This window comes from Pseudomonas sp. NBRC 111132 (assembly GCF_001320565.1).
Lineage (GTDB): Bacteria > Pseudomonadota > Gammaproteobacteria > Pseudomonadales > Pseudomonadaceae > Aquipseudomonas > Aquipseudomonas putida_P.
Map to the genome: position 1 here is coordinate 78,260 of NZ_BCBI01000002.1, position 22,531 is coordinate 100,790.

Genomic DNA, 22,531 nt, shown 5'->3' on the forward strand with positions numbered 1-22,531 from the left:
CCCCCATGACAGTGGTCAGCGGCGTGCGCCGATGCCGTCGAACACCAGCTTGTGGAAGTGATGCACCAAATGCTCGCTTTCGTTGCTGCGCTCGGCGTCGATCATGTAGCGGCCCTGGTCGTAGCCGAGCGAACGCAGGCCTTTCTGCACGCTGATGTTGAGCTCGATGTCCTCGGGGCCGAGGTCCTCGTTCATCCACTTCATGCAGGCGTGGGAAACCTCCGGGACCTGCTCGTGGGGGCTGTAGTAGCCAAAACGCAGCAGTGAGCGCTCGGCGTCCAGCGGGATCATGATGAACGTGCCGAGAAACGCCGAGAAGGGGAAGGTATAGAAGGTGTTGTTCGGCCACAGCCCGATGTTGAAGAAGCGCTCGTCGGGGTTGCGTGGCCCGCTCAGCTTGACGCCGTAGGCTTCCTCGGCCTGCTGGTTGGCCGGTGCGATGTACGTCCACCAGTTGTCGCGCTTGGTCAGGCGGTAGCCCTTGAAGTCGATCAGCTTGGCCAGGTCGATATGGCAGGGCCCGGACAACTTGAAATGGTACCCCTCGATGGAGTTGTCCATGATCACCTTCCAGTTGGCCGGTACGATCACGTCCTGCTCTTCGATCAGGCGCATCTTGCCAAGGTCGGGAAAGACCGCGCGCATTTCCTCGTCGGCACCTGGGAACAGCTCCGCCAGCGACGGCGCGTCTGCATCAAAGTTGAAGTAGACGAAACCGCCGAGTTCTTCGACGCGGACCTTGGGAATGTTGAATTGCTGCTTGTCGAAGGCTATCAGCCGTTCGCTGCGTGGCGCACTGCGCAGGCTGCCGTCCATTTCGTAGCACCAGGAGTGGTAGGCGCAGCGCAGCACTCGGGTGTCGTTACCACGACGCACATCCAGCAGGCGATTGCCACGGTGCTGGCAGACATTGTGGAAGGCATTGATCTTGCCATCGTTGCCACAGGCCACCACCACGCTCTGGTCGAACATGTCGCACACCACGAACTGACCAGGCTCGGCGAACTCGTTGCGATGGCCGGCCAGGTGCCAGGCACTCATGAAGATACGGTCGCGTTCGGCAGCGAAGATCTGCTCGTCGAAAAAGTACCGCGAGGGCAAGGTGAAGGCGTGTTCCGGGCGCTGCTCGGCCCAATCTGCAATGGAAGTGCTGTGTTTGAACTGCTCGACGGATTGCATGGCTGGTCTCCTCCAGACACTGCCCCTGGGGTTCGATCAGGGGCTCGCTCGGGAGTTAATCTAGGGGAGGGTGAGGGGCTGCTCTTGATGGAAAGCGACAACATACGCCGATGTGCGCGGTGTCGAGGCCAAGCCTGAGCAGCACAGGCCTTGAGCAGGGGCAATGGGCGTCAGAGGATGGCTGTGCCTTGCGCATCAAGGGCACCGGCAGCGTGACGACGGTGAAGCACGCCATGATCACGCAGGGAATGCGTCGGCGTAGGTCAGGCTTTGTGCTTCGCGTGAACAAGCCCGACGCGAGCTTCAAGCGTGCTGGATGTGAAGACCCACGTTAGGGGTGCGAATCAAAGGCTGTCCGGATCCCCGAAGAACATCTGTATCCGCGACCGCAGCCACCGCTCCGCCGGGTCGTTGTCCTGCGCCCCGCGCCAGGCCATGTGCAGTTCGAAACTGCGCACGGGTATGGGCAAGTCCTCGGCGCGCAACCCGCCCGCCGCCGTCAACGCCTCTGCGGTGTAGTCCGGCACCGTGGCGACGATATCGGTGCCCGCCAGCAAGCTCCCCAGCCCGTTGAACTGCGGCACCGCCAGCACGACATGCCGCTTGCGGCCAAGTTCTTCCAGGGCTTCATCGATGAAGCCAGACAGGTCCCCGGCAAACGACACCAGTGCATGCGGCCGTGCGCAGAAGTCGTCCAGGGTGATGTTGCCGGGTACGCTGTCGGCCCGCAGCAGTTTAGGCATGCTGCGGCGCAGCACCTTGCGCTTTGCATTGGCCGGCAGTTCGCTGGTGTAGCTGACACCCACCGAAATCTCGCCCGAGGCCAGCAGCGTGGGCATCAGCAGGTAGTTGACCCGTCGCACCACCAGCACGATACCAGGGGCTTCGGCGCGAATACGCTTGAGCAGTTGCGGCAGCAAGGCGAACTCGGCGTCATCCGAGAGGCCGATGCGGAACACTGCGTTGCTGGTGGCTGGGTCGAATTCGGCGGCGCGGCTGACCGCCGTGGAAATCGAATCCAGCGCCGGCGACAGCAGGGCGAAGATCTCGTGGGCCCGTGCCGATGGCTCCATGCTGCGGCCGGTGCGCACGAACAGCGGGTCGTCGAACAGGTTGCGCAAGCGCGACAAGGCTGCGCTGATGGCCGGTTGGCCGAGGAACAGTTTTTCCGCGGCACGGGTCACGCTGCGCTCGTGCATCAGCGTTTCGAACACGATCAGCAGGTTGAGGTCTACGCGACGCAGGTCGTTTCGATTCATCGGTGTGCTTCGCCTAAAGTGGGGCAGGGGTGAATCTTAAGGCCAAAGGCTGTTACCCTGCACGGGTTTAGGGGGACCAATCGCAGGGAAAGTCAGGTGCCCAATCGATGACAAGCATGTCGACTATTAATGACCACTGATGGTCTAACGAGCAAAGCCCGGATAAAGTCAGTGGTAATTAGAGGTTCACAAAGGCGAGGTATGCGATGTCCCGCATGATCCGTTTCCACAAGTTCGGCGCTGCCGATGTGCTCCGTTGCGAGGAGCAGGCCGAACCGTCACCCGCTGTCGACGAGGTACAGATCCGCGTCGAGGCGATTGGCGTCAGCTGGTATGACGTGCTTTGGCGCCAGAACCTGGCACCATCCCAGGCACGCCTGCCAGCGGGGATCGGCCACGAAATGGCTGGGGTGGTGACTGCGGTCGGTGAAGGGGTCGAAGACATTGCCGTCGGTGATCGGGTTGCCAGCTTCCCGGCCACCAGTGCCAACGACCACCCGGTGTATGGTGATGTCATCGTGCTGCCGCGCACTGCCATTACCCGCTACCCGGATGTACTCACCCCCATTGAGGCCAGCGTGCACTATACGCCGCTGCTGATCGCCTATTTCGCCTACGTCGACCTGGCGCGGGCCAAGGCGGGTCAGACTGCGTTGGTCACCGATGCCAGCCATTGCGCCGGCCCTGCTTTCGTGCAACTGGGCAAGGCACTGGGGCTGAAAGTGTTCGCCGCCACCAAGGAAGCGGAGCAGCGTGAGTACCTGCTGGGCCTGGGTGCCGACAAAGTGATCGTTACCGAAGAGCAGGACCTGCTGCTGCAGATTGGCAAGTACACCGATGGCCGTGGCGTGGACATGGTCCTCGATGGCATGGGTGGGCCGCAGATGTCGCTGCTGGGTGATGTGCTGGCACCGCGTGGCAGCCTGGTGCTGTATGGCCTGCAAGGCGGCAACCAGACGCCGTTCCCGGCCTGTGCGGCATTTCAGAAGAACATTCAGTTCTATGTCCACTGCATCGGCAACTTCACCGGCAAACCAGAACTTGGTATCAGCCAGGATCAGGTGGCACTGCAGCGTGCCTTGCGCGATATCAACCAGTTCACTGCCGACCAGTTGCTGACACCGCAGATCATCAAGGTGTACCCGTTCGAGCAGGTGGTGGACGCGCATCGCTATATGGACCAATGCCCGTGTGGCGGACGTGTGGTGCTGGACATGGCACAACACTGACGGTTCTTTGTGTTATCGGAAAGCCCGGGCAGCGTCCCGGGTTTTTTTATGCGTGGGGTAAAATGATTTAAGTCTTAAAAAGTAGGAGCGTTCCTACAATTAAATACGACATGGACTACATTCTGGTCGATGACTTTCGGGGTGTTGGAAATATTGCGCCAAGTATTCAGGCTTGAACTCTTTTTCTCTGGGGTGCAATGTGGGATCGCACTTTTGCTGAATGGTTTTTTTACCGTGAACTGTGTCTTCAATTCGCTCTGAATTCCTCTCGATAATGGCCCAATGATAGTTTGCGCAAGGAGCGTGGAATGAGCATGGCTATGCCTGGAGTAGGGCGGTGTGTGGCAGCGGCTGGCCGTCGCAGTGGTGGTTATTTTTCGATGGCTTGGCGACAGTGAAGGGTTACGTCATTACTTTCATTTTGTTGTAGGAAATTTCTTCTGGAAAAGTTCAGGGTATGTCGAAGCGCCAGTGTTTGGCTCGGCATTCGCTGGCCGCATGAAGTTGATGAGGTGATTTCGTGACTGCTATTCACGACCAGGCAATGCATTATATCTACCAGCAAGTGCTCGAACGCTTGCTGAGCCACATGTCCCAGGCACAACGTGCTTCCCTGCAGTTGCTGATACAACGGCTGCTGGTTGCTGCCGGCGGGCCCGAATACATCGGTACCTTCCGTTTGCAGGTATTGCAAGGCAGTGATCCCCAGGGCACCCGGCTGCTGGCCATGCTGCGTGCCGCGCAACTGAGTATTGCCCTGCGTGCCCCGGAAACCTTCCAGTTGCGGGTGCTGGTGGTCAGCCTGCCGGTTGTCGATGGTGCCACGCTGGGGGCTCACGAGCGCAGTTTCAGCGCCTTGTTCATGCAGGATGACCCGCGGGTGCAATTGCAGATGATCGAGGGGTGCACGGTTGTGCCGTTCAGCCGTCGGCCCTCGGCAACGCCCGAGCATTGGCTACTGGCAAAGGACGCCATGTTGATGTTCGGCCACCTGATCGATGCCAGGCCCGAAGCCCTGCTGGGTAGCCGCTTGCACCTGGAACTGGCGGGTGCCGTTGGTTTTGCGCTGCTGGCAGAGGCGCCCGCCGATGCATTGGTCACGGCTATACCCGCCTTTCAGCGCCGTCGATACCTGGCGTGGGCGAGGCGTAGCCTGCGCCTTGCCGGGGAGCGCGGTCCGTATGCGGTACACCAGTGCCTGGCGGCGCTGGTGAATGGCTTGGGCCGGTTACATGGCGCTGCCGGTGGCGCGCAGGGTAGCCTGGCAGAGCCGGCATTGGGTGCTGCACCGGAAGGGGCGACGGTGCGGCTGTTAGCCCTTGATGACTTGCTGCCGCACTTGCTTGAAGAGCAGCCGCTTGATGCCATGCTGGGGTGTGGTTTCGAGGCCGTCCCGGATGCTTTGCCACTGTCGGAATTCGTCGACTCGCTAACCATGGCACAGTTGCACCAACTGCGTGCGCGCAGTCTGGAGCCACAGGCTGGTCGTCCAGCGCTGCGGCTGGCAGGGCAGGTGGCCGGTAGCAAACAGCGTGAGGCACATCAGTTGCAACTCGGCAAAGCCTACGGCATCAATCAGACCCAATTGGTGTGCTTGCTGTTCAGCCCCTTTGCCAGGCAGGGGAAAAACCTCGAGCGGTTCTTGCAGTGTCGGCATGCCGACATGCTGGTAGCGTTGCCGTACCTGCACAGGGCCTTGCAAGGCAAACCCTGCCCCGATGCGGTAAAAGCCTGGTTGGTGAACACAAGTGGCATGCCGCTGGGCCAATTGCGGGCGATTTATGCCGGGCAGTTGCCGCTGACTGCCTGGCGTCTGCTTAACTATCTGGCCCGCCGCGATGTGCACCTGAGGTTGTTGCCGCGGCAGGCGTCGGGGCGGCGGCGCGGCTTTGTGGGGCTGCCTTGATGGGGCGAGCGACCGCCGGCGAGTTCGCGTATCGCAAGGTGTATCGCTACCTGGAAGCATTGATCGATCAGGCTGCTGGCGATGGCCCATGCCGGTTACCGTCATTGCGTGCGCTGTCCCGGCGGCTGCGGGTGTCGTTGGCCACGGTACAGAATGCCTATAGCCTGCTGGAAGAAGAGGGCCGCGTGCACTGCCGGCCGAGGTCGGGCTATTACGTGGATAACGCTGGCAAAGAACAGGCCGTGGCTACGCACAGGCAGCCTCCCTTGCCGGCGCAGCCGCTGTTGGAGCGCATTCTGCTAGGCCACGAGCGGCGCCTGGCCCGCCAACGTGACTGCAGCGTTGCACCCTGGGATGCGCTTGGCAGCACCCGATTGCGCAATGCCATTGCTGAACGCTATACCCGCTCCTCCAGCCAGTACTGGCGTGCCGATGATGTGCAACTGGCCCCCGATGTGCTGGCGTTGATCGAGACACTGCTCGCGGCGCTGGCCTTGCATGGCGGTACTGTGCTGGTACATTCGCCCTGTTGCTGGCAGGTTTTACGCGCCTTGGCGCGTGCTGGCATGCGCGTATTGGAGGTGCCACTGGATGCTCAGGGCAACCCAGACCTGCCTGCCTTGGCCAGGTTGCTGGGGAGCGAGCCGGTAAACATGCTGGTCATGCCATCGTGCCTGGGCATGCCACAAGGGCGGCTGCTTTCACCGTACTATCAGCAGCAGCTTGGTCTATTGCTTGGCCAGTACCCTGTGTGGTTGCTGGAAAACGACCTGGACAGCGAACTCTGTTACAGCGGGCCACCGAACAAACGCTTGCGCGACTGGGTGGACCCGCGTTGGCTGTTGGTGATGGGCACGTTCGAGGCTGCGGTGGGGCCCGAAGCGCCGTATGCCTATTTACTGAGCCGTGACGCCGAGTTGGCCAAGGCGTTCGCCGAGCGAGCATTTCGGCTGGCGCCGCTACGCTTGCAGGCGCTTGCGCACATGCTGGGCAAGGGGGAAATCGAGACGCAATGGGTACAGTTACGCCTGGACCTGCAAAGGCGCACGCAATGCCTGGCGCGTGTGCTGGCGTTGCAATTCGGCCAGCGGGTGGTGCTGGAGATGCCGCAAGGCGGGCAGATGCTGTGGGTGCGCTTTCGTCAGCCGCTGGTGTGGGAGGGTATTAACGCAGCGTTGGCAGGCTCACCGTTGCATGTGCTGTCCGGCGAGCAGTTCAGCCTGCAGGGGCGCTACACGCAATACCTGGCATTGATGTGGTTGGGGGGGCACCCGGATGATCTGCAACAGGCGGTAACGCGCTTGGCACAGGCGTTGGAGCCGCGTTGCGGGCGTCGTACTCGCAACCTGTAGCAGTAGCCTTGTGCTGCGAAAGGGTCGGCATGCCAAATAACTGCATGAGGCATTCATGGCTTTTTCGTAACACAAGGCTGCTCCTGGCAGGGGCGTGAAATTGCGTACTACTTAGTGTTGTTCCTGCCCTTGGCGCAAACGGGTACTGACCAGTGCCGCCAATACGAGCAATGCTGCAATGATCCATAGACCATGGCGGGTGCTACCGGTGGTCTGCTCGATCAACCCCATCACCGACGGCCCGACGAAGCCACCCAACAGGCCACAGGTGGTGACGAAGGCCAGGCCCGCCGCCAGTGCGTTACCGCTCAGACGGCTGGAGGGGAAGACAAAGATGATCGACTGCACCACGAACAACATCAGTGCGGTAAGGGAAAAACCGATCAGGCCAATGAAGGAGCTGCTCAGCGATGCCAGCAGCAACCCGGTGGCCATGGTCAACAGGCCGAAGAACAGCAGCGTGCGGCAGCGGCGCGGTGAGGTGGCCAGGCGTGGGAAGGTGGCGGCGCCTATGGCAGCGGCAATCCAGGGCACTGCTGTCAGCAGGCCGACCTGGAAGGGTGATAGGGCAGCGTAGGTGCTGATGATGCCGGGCAGGAAGAAAATCACCGTGTAGATGGTGATCTGGTGCACGAAGTACACCCCGATCGCCAGCCAGATCTGCCGGTCGCGGAACATCTGCCCCAGCTTGCTCTGCTGCGGTGCGGCAGCCCGTTCGGCGGCCAGGCGGCGTTCGATGTCCTGGGCGTCGGCGGCCGACAGCCAGGGCGCCGAGGCCGGGCCGTCCGGCAGCTTTTTCCACACCACGAAGGCCAAGGCCACGGCAGGCAGGCCCTCGAGCACGAACAGCCACTGCCAGCCGTGCCAGCCCAGCACACCATCCATTTCCAGCAGGGCACCGCCCAGCGGGCCACTGAGGATGTTGGCCAGGCACACGCCCAGCAGGAAGTAACCGGTGGCGCGGGCGCGCTGTTCGCGGTCGAACCAGTAGGTCAGGTACAACATTACACCGGGGAACAGGCCCGCTTCTGCCACCCCCAGCAACAGGCGCATGATGTAGAACGACGTTTCACCCTGGACGAAGGCCATGCCCGCCGAGAGCAGGCCCCAGGTAATCATGATGCGGGTGATCCAGAAGCGCGCGCCCACCCGGTGCATGATCAGGTTGCTGGGCACTTCGGCCAGGGCATAGGTGAGAAAGAACAAGCCAGCGCCCAGGCCATAGGCTGCTGCCGAAAGGCCCAGGTCGATGCCCATGCTGGCTTTCGCCAGGGCGATGTTGGTGCGGTCAAGAAAGCTCATCACGTAGACGACGATGAGCAGTGGCATCAATCTGCGTAGCAGCAAGCTGTTCAGGCGCTGTTCGTTCGTGGCGGCAGGGGCCGAAGCCGCTGCGCGGGTGAGGGTTGTCATTGTTTTTTTCCCCATGAAAAGTGCTGGTGGCGTGCCGTGTGGCCACGGCACACCCAGGTCTGTGGGTCAGGAGCGGTTGATGTCGAGCCACACTGCGCCATTGGGGTACTGGTAGCGCTCCAGGGTCTCGGCGTGCATTTCAATGCTGTAACCGGGGCGTTGTGGCGGCATGTAGCGCCCGCGTCGGATCACCACCGGGTCGATGAAGTGCTCGTGCAGGTGGTCGACATACTCCAGCACCCGGTTGTGCAACGAGGCCGACACCGCGATGTAGTCGAACAAGGCAATGTTCTGCACATATTCGCACAGCCCGACGCCACCGCCGTGCGGGCACACCGGCACGTCGTACTTGGCCGCCATCAGCAGTACGATCAGCACTTCGTTCAGGCCACCCAGGCGGGCTGCGTCCAGCTGGCAGAAGTCCAGCGCACCGGCCTGGAACATCTGCTTGAACATCACCCGGTTATGGCAATGCTCACCGGTGGCCACGCCAATCGGCGCGATGCGCTGGCGTATGGTGGCGTGGCCGAGGATGTCGTCGGGGCTGGTCGGCTCTTCGATCCACAGTGGTTCGAAGGCAGCCAGGCGGCGCATGTTGGCAATAGACTGCTCCACGCTCCACACCTGGTTGGCGTCCATCATCAAGGTGCGGTCCCAGCCAATTTCTTCGCGCAGGATGCTGGCGCGGCGGATGTCCTCTTCCAGGTCGGCACCGATCTTCTGCTTGATATGGGTCCAACCGTCTGCCACGGCCTCGCGGGCCAGCGTGCGCATTTTCTCTTCGCTGTAGCCCAGCCAGCCCGGTGCAGTGGTGTAGCCTGGGTAGCCTTCACGCAGCATCTGCGCCTCGCGCTGGGCTTTGCCCGGTGCCTGACGGCGCAGCAGGGCGATGGCTTCTTCGGGTGTGAGCACATCGGTGACGTAGCTGAAGTCCAGGCAGTGCACCAGCTGTTCGGGTGTCATGTCGGCCAGCAGCTTCCAGACGGGCTTGCCCTCGTGCTTGGCCCACAGGTCCCATACGGCATTGATGATGGCGGCAGTGGCCAGGTGGATCACGCCCTTTTCCGGGCCCAGCCAGCGCAGCTGGCTGTCGCTGACGGTAAAGCGATGCCAGAAAGCGCCCATGTCGGCGGTGATTTCTTCAAGGGTAAGGCCGACGATAAGGGGGGCCAGCGACTGCACCGCTGCCGCGCAAATCTCGTTGCCACGGCCGATGGTGAAGGTCAGGCCGTGGCCTTCAAGGGCTGCTGCGTCAGTGTGCAGCACCACGTAGGCCGCCGAATAGTCGGGGGCGCTGTTCATGGCGTCGGAGCCATCCAGCGACAGCGAAGTGGGGAAACGGATGTCACGAACGCTCAGGTGGGTAATACGTATGCTCATGGTCGGCTCTTGTTCTGTTCAAGCACTGGGAGCGCTGACTGTAGGTTGTCGAGCGATACAGGCATAATCGCCAAATCTTAACCAGCGATACCGGATTCGATATGTCTCGCTCGTCAACCGACAACACCCAGGTGCCTGCCAGCCTCGGCGCACTGAAGATCTCCAGCCGGCAGATCACGTTGCTCAATGCCTTGGGCGAATTCGGCAACCTGCGCCGTGCGGCGGCCGCGATGCACACCACGCAACCGGCTGCCAGCCTGTTGCTGCAGCAGCTCGAGGAGCGCCTGGGGGTGCGTTTGTTCGAACGCCTGCCACGGGGTATGCAAGCGACGCTGTATGGCGAGGTGATGATCCGCTATGCGCAGAACGCGTTGCATGAGTTCGAGCATGCCCAGGCGCAAATTGCCGAACTGGCGCGCGGGGCTTCGGGCCTGGTGCGGGTGGGCAGCGTCATGGGCCCGGTACCGGGTGTGCTGACCAAGGCGGTGCTGGCCTACAAACGCGACCACCCCAACGTGCGCATCGCCCTGGAAGTAGGCACCAGCGATACTTTGCTGCCCGCCTTGCTGCGTGGCGACTTCGACATGGTGGTGGGGCGCCTGCCGGACCAGAGCGACAGCCAGGCGTTGAACATCGAGCTGTTCGAAGGCGGTGAGCAAATGCGCGTGATTGCCCGCGCAGGCCATCCCTTGGCTACAGTCGCCTGTCTGCAGCTAGCCGACCTGGTGCACTTGACCTGGATTCTGCACCCCATCGGCAGCCCGATGCGCCGCCGCGTCGAAAGCGCATTGCAGGCCGGGGGCATGGTGCAGTCGCTGGATATCGTCGAAACCGCCTCGATCCTGGCGACCACTGCCATGCTCGAAGCGTCTGAAATGATCGCGGTGGTGCCCAATGACGTGGCCCAGCACTATGCCCGCTATGGCATGGTCGCCATCCTGCCCGTGGAACTTCCTCTGGCCATGGCCAACCTTGGCGTGCTGACCCTGCGTTCGCGGCCCAACTCGGTTGCCCTCGATACCTTGCTGGGCTATTTGCGCGCTCAATAACTTTCACCCGCACGAGGCCCTGCGTCTATGCCGCCGGACATGACCCATTCCAGTTTTTGCAACTGGATCCGCTACAAGCACCTGGTGCTGATCGATACCCTGGCGCGCACGCGCAACATGCACGCTACTGCCACACGCATGAACCTCAGCCAACCAGCACTCAGCAAGATGCTGCGTGACCTTGAGGAGCAGTTCGGCTTTGCCCTGTTCGAACGCCTGCCACGCAGCATGCCGCCCACCGAGCTGGGTGAATACGTGGTGCGTTACGCCCAGGGTGCGCTGGCCGAGTCGCAACAGTTTGTCGACCAGGTCAACCGCCTGCGTAACGGCGGGCATGGCTTTATCCGCGTTGGTGGGATCTTTGCCGCAACCGCCTTGGTGCTGCCGCAGGCCATCGCCGCCATCAAGGCACGCAGCCCATTGCTGTCGATTGAAGTGGTGGAGCATTCCAGTGATCACCTGCTGACCATGCTTGAGCAGAACAAGCTGGACATCATGATTGGCCGTTTCACCGAAGAGCGTTTCAGCCAACTGTTCGACTTCCAGCCGCTGGAGCCCGAGCCCTTCAGCCTGGTAGTGAACAGCGAGCACCCGCTCAACCAGCTCGACAGCACGCCACTGGAAGCACTCGGCGACTGGCCGTGGGTGCTGTACCCGGTGGGCACGCCGATCCGCAACCGCCTGGAGCAGGCGTTTCGGGTGGCCGGTATCGCAACGCCCGCCGACAGCGTGGAGACCATCTCCATGCCGATGTTCCTGCAACTGCTGCAATCAGCCCCGATGATCGCCATGTTACCGCGCTCGATGGTTGCTGCGCAGTTGGCCAGCGGGCAGTTCAAGGAGCTGCACAGCCCCTTGCATGTGCCGGCGCTGGAGTATGGTGTGGTCACCCGCAAGGATGAACCGCTGAGTGCTTCGGCCCGCGCGTTTGTCGAGATCTTGCTGGAGGGCGCACAACGTCGCAGGGCAGCGCTAGCATAGGAAGCGGGGGGCTGCTGCACGACCCAATGGCCCCCATAGTCGATTGAAGATTTCGCACCGATATCTTGTTGCGATAACGCCAGGTTATCGTTCGATCGGATCATCTCATTGGGAATGTTGCGCAAGGCTTCTTACAGTGGCGACAGCCATAACAAGAAGTCAGCCGCACCGCCCTGAGAGGTCCCATGCAACTGATTGCCAAATCCGGTGACCCAGCCGTCATCCGCCTCAACCCGCTGGACAATGTGCTCATTGCTCGCCAGGCCCTGCCGCAAGGGCTGCGCCTGGATGCCGAGGCGATCACCGTGCGCCAGCCAATTCCCTCGGGCCACAAGCTCGCCACCGAGCGTGTGGAGCAGGGCCAGCCGCTGCGCCGTTATGGGCAGATCATCGGCTTCGCTTCGCAGGCTATCGACGCTGGCGACCATGTCCATGTGCACAACGTGCAGATGGGCGATTTTGCCCGTGACTATGCCTTTGGTGTCGATACCCGCACTCAGCCGGGCAGCACCGCACAGTTTCAGGGCATCGTGCGCGCCGATGGCCGGGTCGCTACCCGCAACTACATCGGCATTCTTACCTCGGTGAACTGCTCGGCGACCGTGGCCCGCGCCGTGGCCGACCATTTTCGCCGTGACATCCATCCCGAGGTGCTGGCCGACTATCCGAACATCGACGGCGTGGTGGCCCTGACCCACGGTGCCGGTTGCGCAGTGGACCCCAGCGGCGAAGCCCTTGGCCTGCTGCGCCGCACCTTGGCCGGGTATGCCGTTCACCCCAACTTCGCTGCCGTGCTGATCATTGGTTTGGGCTGCGAAACCAACCAGATCGAAAGCCTGCTGGAAACCCAGGGCCTGCAGGCCAGCGCGCAACTGCGCGCATTCACCATCCAGGGGATTGGTGGCACGTCGAAAACCGTCGCAGCCGGTATCGCACAGGTCAAGACGCTGCTGGCCGAGGCCAATCAGGTGCGGCGTCAGCCGGTCAGTGCCCGGCACCTGGTGGTCGGCCTGCAGTGTGGCGGCTCCGATGGTTACTCGGGGATTACCGCCAACCCGGCATTGGGCAATGCTGTCGACCGCCTGGTGGCAGCCGGTGGCACCGCGATCCTCTCCGAGACCCCGGAAATCTACGGTGCCGAGCACTTGCTGACGCGCCGCGCGGTAAGCCGTGAGGTGGGCGAAAAGCTGGTGGCGCGCATCCGCTGGTGGGAAGACTACTGCCAGCGCATGAACGCCGAACTGAACAACAACCCCTCGGCCGGCAACAAGGCAGGGGGGCTGACCACCATCCTCGAGAAGTCCCTGGGGGCGGTGGCCAAGGCTGGCTCCAGCAACCTGGTCGATGTGTACCAGTACGCGGAAGCCGTGCGTGCCCAGGGCCTGGTGTTCATGGACACCCCTGGCTACGACCCGGTATCGGCCACCGGTCAGGTGGCCGGGGGGGCCAACCTGATCGCCTTCACCACCGGCCGTGGTTCGGCCTACGGCTGTGCCCCGGCACCGTCGATCAAGCTGGCGACCAACAACCGGGTGTTCGAGCACCAGCAAGAGGACATGGACGTCAATTGCGGTGGCATCGCCGACGGCTCTACCAGTATCGAGGAGCGCGGCGCATTCATCTTCGAACAGATGCTGCGCATTGCCTCTGGAGCACGCAGCAAGAGCGAACAGCACGGCTATGGACAGAACGAATTCGTGCCCTGGCAGATTGGGGCAGTGACCTGATCGACCGCTCCCGTCCCCTTTTCGAGGTAACTGCCATGACTCAAAACACGCAGTACGACGCGCAAGCACTGACCACGTTTGTCGAGCGACTGTTCACCAAAGCCGGTGCCGATGCCGATGTCGCCCAGGCGGTGACCCGGGTGCTGCTCGAAGGCGAATTGCTCGGCCATCGTACCCATGGCCTGAACCTGGTCAGCCGCTACATCGACGGTATGCTCAGCGGGCACGTCAAGGCCCGCGCGCAGGCGCTGGAACAGGTCGCGGACAGTGGCATTTCCAGCTTGTTCGACGGCCATTATGTGTTGGGGCCGTATTGCGTCAGCCGGGCCCTGGACTGTGCGGCCAAGGGCGCGACCGCACAGGGCATCGGTATTGCAGTGGTGCGCCGTGCGGCGCATATCGGCTGCCTGGCTGCCTACCTCAAGCCCTACACCGACCAGGGCTTGGTGGCCATGGTTTACTCTTCGGACCCTTCGTTGGGGCTGGTTTGCGCCCATGGCGGCATTGACCCGGTGTACACCCCCAACCCGATTGCTGCCGGTATCCCGACCCAGGGCGAGCCGATTCTGCTCGATGTCAGCATGTCCACCGTCACCCTCGGCCTGGTCGGCCAATGCCGCGATGCCGGCAGCCGCCTGCCGCACCCGGTAGTGGTGAGCAATGAGGGGCAACTGAGCGACGACCCAGGTGATTTCTTCACTCGCCCGCAAGGCAGCATCCTGCCCTTGGGTGGCCAGGCCTTTGGCCACAAAGGATTCGCCCTGGCGCTGCTGGTTGAAGCCCTGACGTCGGGCTTGGGCGGCCACGGGCGCAAGGATGCACCAGAGCAGTGGGGTGCCTCGGCTACTGCCGTGGTCATCGACCCGCGCTTCTTTGGCGGCCTGGAAGCGTTCACCGATGAAACCAGCTTCCTGGGCCGACTGGTACTTGCCAGCCGCCCGCTCGACCCCGAGCGCCCGGTGCGTTTGCCTGGGCAAGCTGGCCTTGCCCTGCGTCGCCAGGCCCTGGAGCAGGGCGTGAATCTTTCGCCTCAGGTGGTGGCCGACCTTGACCGCCTGGCCGGGCAGTTGCAACTGCCGGCACTTTCCCATTGATGCACATTAAGGGTACACCGATGACTGAACGATCGAACGCCAATCAACCGCTGACGCTAAAACATGATGCCAGCGTGTTCGATAACGGCAGCTGGGTAGGGCGGGTCTGGTTGCCGGACCAAGGGCCGGCGGTGGTGCTGGTGAAAGCCGGTGCCGTCTACGATATCAGCACCCACGTGGCGACTGTATCGGCCCTGCTGGAAGTGGCCGACCCGGTGGCCTACCTGCGTGCCTTGCCGTTGGCCGAACCCTTGATTGCGTTGCCGGCATTGCTGGGCAACAGCGACCCCGCCCAGCGCGACCCACGCCAACCCTGGCTGCTGGCGCCGATCGACCTGCAAGCGGTAAAGGCCGCAGGCGTGACCTTCGCCACCAGCCTGCTGGAGCGTGTGGTGGAAGAACAGGCCAAGGGCGACCCGGCCAAGGCTGACGCTATCCGTGACACCCTGGCCAGCCGCATCGGGGCCGATTTGTCGCAGATCGTACCTGGCTCGGCCCAGGCCGAAGCGCTACGCAAGGTGCTGGTAGAGCAGGGCCTGTGGTCGCAGTACCTGGAGGTGGGCATCGGCCCGGATGCCGAAGTGTTCACCAAGGCCCAGCCGCTGTCGGCCGTTGGTCACGGCGCCGACATTGGCATCCACCCCAAGTCCAGCTGGAACAACCCAGAGCCCGAAGTGGTACTGGCGGTGTCGAGCGATGGCAGCATCAAGGGCGCCATGCTCGGCAACGACGTCAACCTGCGTGACTTCGAAGGGCGCAGCGCCTTGCTGCTGTCCAAGGCCAAGGACAACAACGCGTCCACTGCACTGGGCCCGCTGCTGCGGCTGTTTGACGAAAGCTTTGGTCTGGACGATGTGCGCGCCGCCGAGGTGGACCTGCGGGTCGAAGGCATGGACGGTTTCATCCTGTCCGGGCGTAGCTCAATGCGGCAGATCAGCCGTGACCCGCAAGACCTGGTGCAGCAAACCCTCAACGAGAATCACCAATACCCCGACGGCCTGGTGCTGTTCCTCGGTACCCTGTTCGCTCCCAAGCAGGACCGCGATCAGCCGGGTAACGGCTTTACCCACAAACCGGGTGACGTGGTGAGCATCAGCAACCCGCAACTGGGTACTCTGTGCAACCGCGTGACCACCAGCGATCTGGCACCGCAGTGGGCCTTTGGCCTGCGCGCGCTGATCGACAACCTTGGCCAACGTGGCCTGTTGGAGGTTGCAGCCACCGCGCGCCAGTTTTGAACGACACGCTGCGTCAGGGAGGGGCGCAGCAGCATCGAGGGATCGTCAAGGCGCTGATAGCGCGGCAACAATAATAAGAAAGGTCATCACATGAACCCTATGAAGAAGTACCAGCGCATCACCGTCGTGTTCCTGCTGCTGATCGGCATCGTCAACTACCTGGACCGTAGTGCGCTGTCGATTGCCAACACCTCCATCCAGAAAGACATGATGATCAGCCCGTCGCAGATGGGCATTCTGTTGTCGGCGTTTTCCATTGCCTATGCCTTTGCCCAATTGCCCATGGGCATGATCATCGACCGCCTGGGCAGCAAGATCGCCTTGGGTGCCTCGTTGCTGGGCTGGTCGGTAGCCCAGGCAGCGTTTGGCATGGTCAATAGTTTTGCCGGATTCATGGGCCTGCGGGTATTGCTGGGGATTGGCGAGGCGCCGATGTTCCCATCGGCGGCCAAAGCCTTGTCGGAGTGGTTCGACGCCAACGAACGCGGCACCCCGACCGGCGTGGTCTGGTCGTCGACGTGCCTGGGCCCATGCCTGGCGCCACCCTTGCTGACGCTGTTCATGGTCAACTTCGGCTGGCGCGGCATGTTCATCATTACCGGTGTGATCGGCGTGGTACTGGCGGTGTGCTGGCTGACCTTCTACAAGAGCAAGGCCCGTTACCTGGCAGAGCTTGCGGCCGAAGGCAAGCCATTGCCGGGCGAGCACCAGGCGCCGGTAACCGCTGCAGCCACGCCGAAGGCATCCTACTTCGCCGGCTGGCTCGACCTGTTCAAGCACCGCAGTACCTGGGGCGCGGTGCTGGGTTTCATGGGGGTGATCTACATGCTCTGGTTGCACCTGACCTGGCTGCCAGGCTACTTCGAGCGTGAACATGGGCTGGACCTGTACAAGACCGCCTGGGTCGTGTCGCTGGCCTACGGTTTTGGTGCCGCGGGTACCATCGTTGCCGGGCGCTTCTGTGACTGGCTGGTAAAGCGTGGCATGAGCGTGCTGGGTGGCCGCAAGTTCAGTGTCATCACCGGCCTGGTGCTGGCCGCGCTGTTCACCTTGCCCCTGTCCTTCGTCACCGGCCTGACCGGCTGCATCATCCTGCTGTGCCTGGCGCTGTTCAGCATCAACATGGCCAGTGCCACCGCCTGGATGATCGTCAACACCATTGTCGACAGCCAGCGCGTGGCGTCGTTTGGCTCGATCCAGAACTTTGGTGGTTACATCGCCGGTTCCGTGGCACCGATCGTGACCGGGTTCAGCATCCAGTATTCGGGCTCGTTCACCACGGCGTTCATGATCAGCGCGGTGGTGGCGTTGTGCTCGGCAGTGGCGTACTTCCTGCTGCTGCAGGCGCCGATCGGCAGTGCCAAGGTCGAGGCAGAGGGGATGGTTCCAGCAACCAAGTAGTTTGATACGTCACGCAACCCCTGTAGGAGCGGCCTTGTGTCGCGAAAGGGCCGCCAAGCGGCCTCAGTGATATTGGCGTTGTTCTCGATATCCGGGGGCTGCTGCGCAGCCCATCGCGACACAAGGCCGCTCCTACACAAAGCACCATCGAGCTGACCCACGGCGCTTGTCAGGCATGCTTGTCTGTATGTATAACCAGTGCCTGTTACCACAAACTGACCTTAGCCCGTGATCGCCCATTCCGTCGACGACCCGTTCTACTACCTGTACAACTTCCGCCAGGTTGTGCTGTGGGTCGAACAGCGCTACCAGGACCTGCTCGAAGACCAGGAACTGGCTTTCATCCGCGCATTCAGCCAACTGCAAGCACCAGCCCAAGCCTTGATGGTGCGTATGGTCATGCGCAAAGGCGAGTTGTTTCGCAGCGACCGGCTCGACTACGCCGAAATCGGCGACACTGCGCTGGCGCTGCAGCCATTGCAGGCCCTGGGCTGGGTGCGGGAACCCGAGCAACTGGAACTGGAGCAGCTGTTCGCCTTGCTACGCAAGGACGAACTGGCCCGTTGTTTCGCCCGACAACTGAGCCGCCCGCGTGCCGCCAAGCATGAGCTGTTGGCACAGCTGAAGCCACTGGAGCTACGGGCCCGGCCTTTGGCCGAATGGTTTCCCGACAGCGAGGTGCGCATCCTTCAGTGGTGCTTGCAGCCTCTGTGCGACCGGGTGCGTTTGTTGTTCTTCGGCAACCTGTACCAGGACTGGTCAGACTTCGTCCTCGCCGACCTTGGCCTGCTGCGCTACGAGCAGGTGCCGTTCAGCAGCGATTCCCGAGCCTTGCAACGGCGTGACGAGCTCGACCTGGCCATGGCGTTGCACCAGTGCGCCGAGCGCCTGGAGCAGGGTGGCGACCCAGTGTCGATCCTCGCGACCCTGCAAGGGCTGAACAGTGAAAACCCTTGGCTGGCCCGGCGCCATGCGCGGCTGCAATTCGCCTTGGGCCAACAATGCGAGCGCCAGGGTGACTGGGATCTGGCCATGGCCGTGTACGCGCAGTGCGACCATGCCCAGGCACGCATTCGCCAGGTGCGGGTACTGGAGCGCAGCGAACAGTGGCCCCAGGCCCATGCACTGGCGCTACAGCTGGCTGCGGCACCGGCCAATGCGCTGGAAGTGCAGGCCCTGGAACGCATGCTGCCACGCCTGGCGCGCAAGCTTGGCGGCCCGCCACAGCGGCGCCAGCGTGTCGCGCCGCTGGAGCTGATCGAACTTGAACTGCCCCGCGAGCACGCGGCACTGGGCGTGGAAGAAGCCGTGCGTCAGCACCTGGCGCTAGAGGGGGGGCAGGCACATTATGTGGAGAACACGTTGTTCAACAGCCTGTTTGGCCTGTTGTGCTGGGAGGCCATCTTCGCCCCGGTGCCCGGCGCATTCTTCAACCCGTTCCAGGCTGCGCCACAGGACCTGCACGACAGCGACTTCCAGCAACGGCGCAGTGCACTGTTCCAGCGCTGCCTCGGGCGGCTCGATGACGGCAGCCATCACCAGGCGATTCTCGACTGCTACAAGGGCAAGCAGGGCCTGCAGTCGCCGTTCGTGTTCTGGTCCATGCTCAGCGAAGACCTGCTGCAACAGGCTTTGGCTTGCCTGCCGGCCGCCCAACTGAAGCAGTGCTTTCTGCGCCTGCTGCAGGACATTCGCAGCAACCGCGCCGGCATGCCGGACCTGATCCAGTTCTGGCCCGAGCAGGGCCGTTATCGCATGGTCGAGGTCAAGGGGCCCGGTGACCGTCTGCAGGACAACCAACTGCGCTGGCTGGAGTTCTGCAGGCAACACGGCCTGCCCGTCGCGGTGTGCCATGTGCGCTGGAGCGAAACGCCTTGAGCTACAGCGTGGCAGTGCGTGCCTTGTGCGAGTTCAGCGCCAAGGTCGGTGACCTGGACCTGCGTTTCACGCCGTCGCCCACCGCCCAGGAAGGCATTGAAGGGCATCAGCGGGTAGTGGCCCGGCGAGCTGCGGGCTACGAGTCCGAAATCACCCTCGAAGGCCAATTCGAAACCCTCAAGGTGCGGGGCCGCGCAGACGGTTATGACCCTGGCAGCAATCGCCTGGAAGAGATCAAGACGCACCGAGGCGACCTGGCGCGTCAGCCGGCCAATCACCGCCAGTTGCACTGGGCACAGGCCAAGGTCTATGGCTGGCTGATGTGCCAGGCACGCCAACTGCCGAGCATCGAGGTGGCGCTGGTGTACCTGGACGTGGACAGCGATGGCCAAACGCTGTTCAGCGAGCACTACACGGCTGCCGAGTTGCGGGAGTTCTTCGAAATCCAATGCCAGCGCTTTCTCGGCTGGGCCCACTATCAGCATCGACGCCTGGGTGATCGTGATCAAGGCCTGCAGGCACTGAGCTTCCCCTATCCACAATTCCGCCAGGGCCAACGGCAGCTGGCTGAAACCTTGTACAAGGCGGTGAGCACCGGCCGTTGCCTGATGGCCCAGGCCAGCACTGGCATTGGCAAGACCCTAGGCACCTTGTTCCCGCTACTGAAGGCCATGGTGCCGCAACAGCTGGACAAACTGTTCTTCCTCACCGCCAAGACCCCAGGCCGGGCGTTGGCCCTGGACGCCATCCGTCAGATCACCGATGCCACGCCGCAACCTGCCTTGCGCACACTGGAGTTGATCGCCCGCGACAAAGCCTGTGAGTACCCGGACAAGGCTTGCCATGGCGAATCCTGCCCATTGGCTGCGGGTTTCTATGACCGTTTGGCGGCAGCACGCGAGGCTGCGGCCGCACAGCCGTTGCTCGACCGCGCCAACCTGCGCGAAGTGGCGTTGGCACACCAGGTATGCCCGTACTACCTGGGCCAGGAGATGGCGCGCTGGGCCGACGTGCTGGTTGCCGACTACAACTACTACTTCGACGCGCATGCCTTGCTGTTTGGGCTGACCCAGCTCAACCAGTGGCGCGTAGCGGTGCTGGTGGACGAAGCGCACAACCTGGTCGAGCGTGGGCGCGGCATGTACAGCGCCAGCCTTGACCAAGGGCAACTGCTGGCCTTGCGCCAGAGCAAACCGCCCGGGCTGGTCAGTGCGCTGGACCGCCTAAACCGGTACTGGAACGCGCTGTATAAAGAGCAGCGTGCGCCGTACCACGCCAGCGAGTCGCTGCCCGACGGGCTGTTGCGTGCTTTGCAGCAGTGCATCGGGCTGATTCAGGAGCAAATGAACCAAGCGCCGGCACACGTGGACCCGCAGGTATTGCAGTTCTTCTATCAGGCCTTGCAGTTCAGCCGGGTTGCCGAACTGTTCGATGAGCACTTCCTGTTCGACATCAGCCAGCGCCAGGGCCCGCGCAAACGGCGGCTGGCCACACTGTGCCTGCGCAACGTCACCCCGGCGCGCCTGCTGGCCCCACGTATGCAGGCGGCGCGCAGTGTGACGCTGTTTTCCGCCACGTTGAGCCCACGGCACTTCTACAGCGACCTGCTAGGGATGCCCGCTGACACCGCCTGGCTCGAAGTGTCCGCGCCGTTTCGCGCCGAACAGCTGGAAGTACGCATTGCCAGCCAGGTGTCCACCCGCTACCAGCAGCGCCAAGCCTCCCTGGCACCTATCGTCGAGCTGATTGCCCGACAGTATGAGCGCGTGCCGGGCAACTACCTGGCGTTCTTCAGCAGTTTCGAGTACCTGCAACAGGTGGCCCGGCTGTTGGCCGAGCAGCATGGCCAGATTCCACTGTGGGCTCAGGAACCGGGCATGGACGAGGCGGCCCGCCAGGCATTCCTCGATCGCTTTGTCACCGATGGCCGAGGTGTGGGCTTCGCCGTATTGGGCGGTGCTTTCGGCGAAGGGGTGGACTTGCCAGGCACGCGGTTGATCGGCGCGTTTGTCGCCACCTTGGGGTTGCCCCAGGTCAACCCGGTCAACGAACAGTTCAAGCAGCGCCTTGGGCGGCAGTTTGGCGCGGGGTTCGACTATGCCTATCTCTACCCGGGCGTGCGCAAGGTGATCCAGGCGGCTGGCCGGGTTATCCGTGGCGACCAGGACCGCGGGGTGTTGGTGCTTATTGACGAACGTTTCGCTGAGCCCAGGGTTCAGCAGATGTTCCCTGGGTGGTGGCCGGCGGCTATCGTCTAGCGGTTTCTTGCCTTGGGCGATCACTCGCAATTCGACTGACTTGTAGGACGTATCTGAATTTCAACGGGTGACGATTACAACTCCCTTGCTGATGTTAGGTTTTCCAACCTGGACCATGCACAGGGAGTTTGTTTATGCGAGCCAATCTGGAAGGACAAGGTCAGGCAGTCGACGCATTGCCTGGTACGCTGGAGCCTGGCTTTTACGTGGTTCCTCGACGCATGTCGTTCCCCCAGGTGCTGCTGCAACTGGCCGAGCACGCTGCCACGTTGCCGATTTCCCTGTTACAGCGGCTCAACCCGACGTTCGAACAAGGGTTCAAGGCAGGTGAAATCTTCGTCATGGGTGACCCTGACAACGAACATGCCTGCGCGCGCGAGGAGCGAGAACTGATGGCAGCTGCACAGCACGCGCGGTGCGCGCTGAAGGTGCTCGATTTCGCTGAAGCGGACTTCATGATGCAGCACCAGGCCGATATCGCCGGTTTGCTCGGCAACGCCAGCCTGTCCATGGGCGTGGGGAGGGACAAGCTGGATCAAGGCTTGGAGCGGGTCAGTCATACATTGATGGGTATCGAGCAATTGCACATCAACTACAGCCCGGCTTTCTTTGCCGAACGCCGGCAGTTACTACAGCAGTTGGATGGTCAGCTGAAGGCGGCATTCCTTAACAAGCAGTTGAATCTGGGGCGCTATGAACGGCTGAAGAATCGTTTGAATATTTCGACCAAGTGCCTGGTGCACCATTGGTCGAAAGCGGGAGGCCCGGGGCAGATTGCGGGGTATGCGACGCATTTGGATAAGGTGGCGCGGCTCGGTAAGTACCTTAAAGAGGGTGGGCATGCTGCAATTGGGCTCGGAGGTACTTCGTCTTGCATGAACATTCAGAAGGTTTGCCGGGCCGGTGAGACGCAGGTGTGCAAAAAGACCCGAATGACAGAGGCAGTTAGTTTTGCCGGAAGCCTTGGGTTAAGTGCGCTCGTTTCCACTGGCGCTGGATTGGCCGCCGGTACGTTATGCGCGGCTTTTGCGGTTGGGGCTGGCGGCATCAGCGTTCCAGTGTGTGGGATTCTACGGGTCGGAGCTGAAGGGGCTGTTGGCGGCCTCGAGAGGGAAGTGCTTGGTGAGAAGGTAGGTGAATTCATCTACGCGGCTACAAGCGATTGACGTTAACGACTGGCCCATCTC

Annotated in this window: 16 protein-coding genes; 12 read left to right on the forward strand and 4 right to left on the reverse strand. The window is 62.3% G+C overall.

What is annotated here, in order from left to right:
* Window positions 1–15: 15 nt before the first annotated feature.
* Window positions 16–1,179 (reverse strand): aromatic ring-hydroxylating oxygenase subunit alpha, encoded by a 1,164-nt coding sequence (locus tag APH35_RS01500; RefSeq protein WP_060514093.1) that lies wholly within the window; start codon window positions 1,177–1,179, stop codon window positions 16–18.
* A gap of 344 nt (window positions 1,180–1,523) precedes the next feature.
* A complete protein-coding gene (locus APH35_RS01510) occupies window positions 1,524–2,438 on the reverse strand; it encodes a LysR family transcriptional regulator (protein WP_012272580.1) in 915 nt (304 codons plus the stop codon).
* 206 nt (window positions 2,439–2,644) lie between these two features.
* Between APH35_RS01510 and APH35_RS01515 the strand changes: the two genes are divergently transcribed.
* The 3 genes from APH35_RS01515 (at window position 2,645) to APH35_RS01525 (ending at window position 6,925) form a co-directional block, all read left to right on the forward strand.
* Complete coding sequence (locus tag APH35_RS01515) at window positions 2,645–3,667, forward strand: zinc-dependent alcohol dehydrogenase family protein (protein WP_012272579.1); 1,023 nt, start codon at window positions 2,645–2,647, stop codon at window positions 3,665–3,667.
* 520 nt (window positions 3,668–4,187) lie between these two features.
* On the forward strand, window positions 4,188–5,573 hold the full coding sequence (locus tag APH35_RS01520) for a hypothetical protein (protein WP_060514095.1): 1,386 nt from the start codon (window positions 4,188–4,190) through the stop codon (window positions 5,571–5,573).
* Window positions 5,573–6,925 carry a GntR family transcriptional regulator gene (locus APH35_RS01525; protein ID WP_012272577.1) on the forward strand — a complete coding sequence of 451 codons (1,353 nt, stop codon included), beginning with the start codon at window positions 5,573–5,575 and terminating at the stop codon, window positions 6,923–6,925. Before APH35_RS01520 ends, APH35_RS01525 begins: the two co-directional genes overlap by 1 nt.
* Before the next feature lie 111 nt (window positions 6,926–7,036).
* Here the strand turns inward: APH35_RS01525 and APH35_RS01530 are convergent, their stop codons facing one another.
* Window positions 7,037–8,338, reverse strand: coding sequence for an MFS transporter (locus APH35_RS01530; RefSeq protein WP_012272576.1), 1,302 nt, complete (start codon window positions 8,336–8,338; stop codon window positions 7,037–7,039).
* Between the two features lie 66 nt (window positions 8,339–8,404).
* Window positions 8,405–9,718, reverse strand: coding sequence for an L-fuconate dehydratase (locus tag APH35_RS01535; RefSeq protein WP_012272575.1), 1,314 nt, complete (start codon window positions 9,716–9,718; stop codon window positions 8,405–8,407).
* 101 nt (window positions 9,719–9,819) lie between these two features.
* Here APH35_RS01535 and APH35_RS01540 point away from each other — a divergent pair, with 101 nt between their 5' ends.
* The 9 genes from APH35_RS01540 (at window position 9,820) to APH35_RS01580 (ending at window position 22,510) form a co-directional block, all read left to right on the forward strand.
* Window positions 9,820–10,767, forward strand: coding sequence for a LysR family transcriptional regulator (locus tag APH35_RS01540; RefSeq protein ID WP_012272574.1), 948 nt, complete (start codon window positions 9,820–9,822; stop codon window positions 10,765–10,767).
* A 27-nt stretch (window positions 10,768–10,794) separates the two neighbouring features.
* A complete protein-coding gene (locus tag APH35_RS01545) occupies window positions 10,795–11,748 on the forward strand; it encodes a LysR family transcriptional regulator (protein ID WP_012272573.1) in 954 nt (317 codons plus the stop codon).
* A gap of 185 nt (window positions 11,749–11,933) precedes the next feature.
* Complete coding sequence (locus tag APH35_RS01550) at window positions 11,934–13,475, forward strand: UxaA family hydrolase (protein ID WP_060514096.1); 1,542 nt, start codon at window positions 11,934–11,936, stop codon at window positions 13,473–13,475.
* 35 nt (window positions 13,476–13,510) lie between these two features.
* Window positions 13,511–14,569: an Ldh family oxidoreductase gene (locus tag APH35_RS01555; RefSeq protein ID WP_060514097.1), complete on the forward strand. Its 1,059-nt coding sequence runs from the start codon at window positions 13,511–13,513 to the stop codon at window positions 14,567–14,569.
* A gap of 20 nt (window positions 14,570–14,589) precedes the next feature.
* Window positions 14,590–15,807, forward strand: coding sequence for a fumarylacetoacetate hydrolase family protein (locus tag APH35_RS01560; protein WP_060514098.1), 1,218 nt, complete (start codon window positions 14,590–14,592; stop codon window positions 15,805–15,807).
* Window positions 15,808–15,906: 99 nt separating this feature from the next.
* Entirely contained in the window at window positions 15,907–17,208 is a 1,302-nt protein-coding gene (locus APH35_RS01565; RefSeq protein WP_049773234.1) for an MFS transporter, read from the forward strand.
* 228 nt (window positions 17,209–17,436) lie between these two features.
* Window positions 17,437–19,086 carry a VRR-NUC domain-containing protein gene (locus APH35_RS01570; RefSeq protein ID WP_060514099.1) on the forward strand — a complete coding sequence of 550 codons (1,650 nt, stop codon included), beginning with the start codon at window positions 17,437–17,439 and terminating at the stop codon, window positions 19,084–19,086.
* On the forward strand, window positions 19,083–21,344 hold the full coding sequence (locus APH35_RS01575) for an ATP-dependent DNA helicase (RefSeq protein WP_060514100.1): 2,262 nt from the start codon (window positions 19,083–19,085) through the stop codon (window positions 21,342–21,344). Before APH35_RS01570 ends, APH35_RS01575 begins: the two co-directional genes overlap by 4 nt.
* A 134-nt stretch (window positions 21,345–21,478) precedes the next feature.
* Entirely contained in the window at window positions 21,479–22,510 is a 1,032-nt protein-coding gene (locus tag APH35_RS01580; protein ID WP_256213697.1) for a hypothetical protein, read from the forward strand.
* Window positions 22,511–22,531 lie beyond the last annotated feature (21 nt).

What these genes read in the sequence shown, in the direction of transcription:
- APH35_RS01515 (WP_012272579.1), top strand. Translation starts at nt 2,645, where the DNA reads ATGTCCCGCATGATCCGTTTCCACAAGTTCGGCGCTGCCGATGTGCTC.
- APH35_RS01510 (WP_012272580.1), bottom strand. Translation starts at nt 2,438, where the DNA reads ATGAATCGAAACGACCTGCGTCGCGTAGACCTCAACCTGCTGATCGTG.
- APH35_RS01525 (WP_012272577.1), top strand. Translation starts at nt 5,573, where the DNA reads ATGGGGCGAGCGACCGCCGGCGAGTTCGCGTATCGCAAGGTGTATCGC.
- APH35_RS01545 (WP_012272573.1), top strand. Translation starts at nt 10,795, where the DNA reads ATGCCGCCGGACATGACCCATTCCAGTTTTTGCAACTGGATCCGCTAC.
- APH35_RS01560 (WP_060514098.1), top strand. Translation starts at nt 14,590, where the DNA reads ATGACTGAACGATCGAACGCCAATCAACCGCTGACGCTAAAACATGAT.
- APH35_RS01540 (WP_012272574.1), top strand. Translation starts at nt 9,820, where the DNA reads ATGTCTCGCTCGTCAACCGACAACACCCAGGTGCCTGCCAGCCTCGGC.
- APH35_RS01580 (WP_256213697.1), top strand. Translation starts at nt 21,479, where the DNA reads ATGCGAGCCAATCTGGAAGGACAAGGTCAGGCAGTCGACGCATTGCCT.
- APH35_RS01565 (WP_049773234.1), top strand. Translation starts at nt 15,907, where the DNA reads ATGAAGAAGTACCAGCGCATCACCGTCGTGTTCCTGCTGCTGATCGGC.
- APH35_RS01555 (WP_060514097.1), top strand. Translation starts at nt 13,511, where the DNA reads ATGACTCAAAACACGCAGTACGACGCGCAAGCACTGACCACGTTTGTC.
- APH35_RS01535 (WP_012272575.1), bottom strand. Translation starts at nt 9,718, where the DNA reads ATGAGCATACGTATTACCCACCTGAGCGTTCGTGACATCCGTTTCCCC.
- APH35_RS01500 (WP_060514093.1), bottom strand. Translation starts at nt 1,179, where the DNA reads ATGCAATCCGTCGAGCAGTTCAAACACAGCACTTCCATTGCAGATTGG.
- APH35_RS01530 (WP_012272576.1), bottom strand. Translation starts at nt 8,338, where the DNA reads ATGACAACCCTCACCCGCGCAGCGGCTTCGGCCCCTGCCGCCACGAAC.
- APH35_RS01550 (WP_060514096.1), top strand. Translation starts at nt 11,934, where the DNA reads ATGCAACTGATTGCCAAATCCGGTGACCCAGCCGTCATCCGCCTCAAC.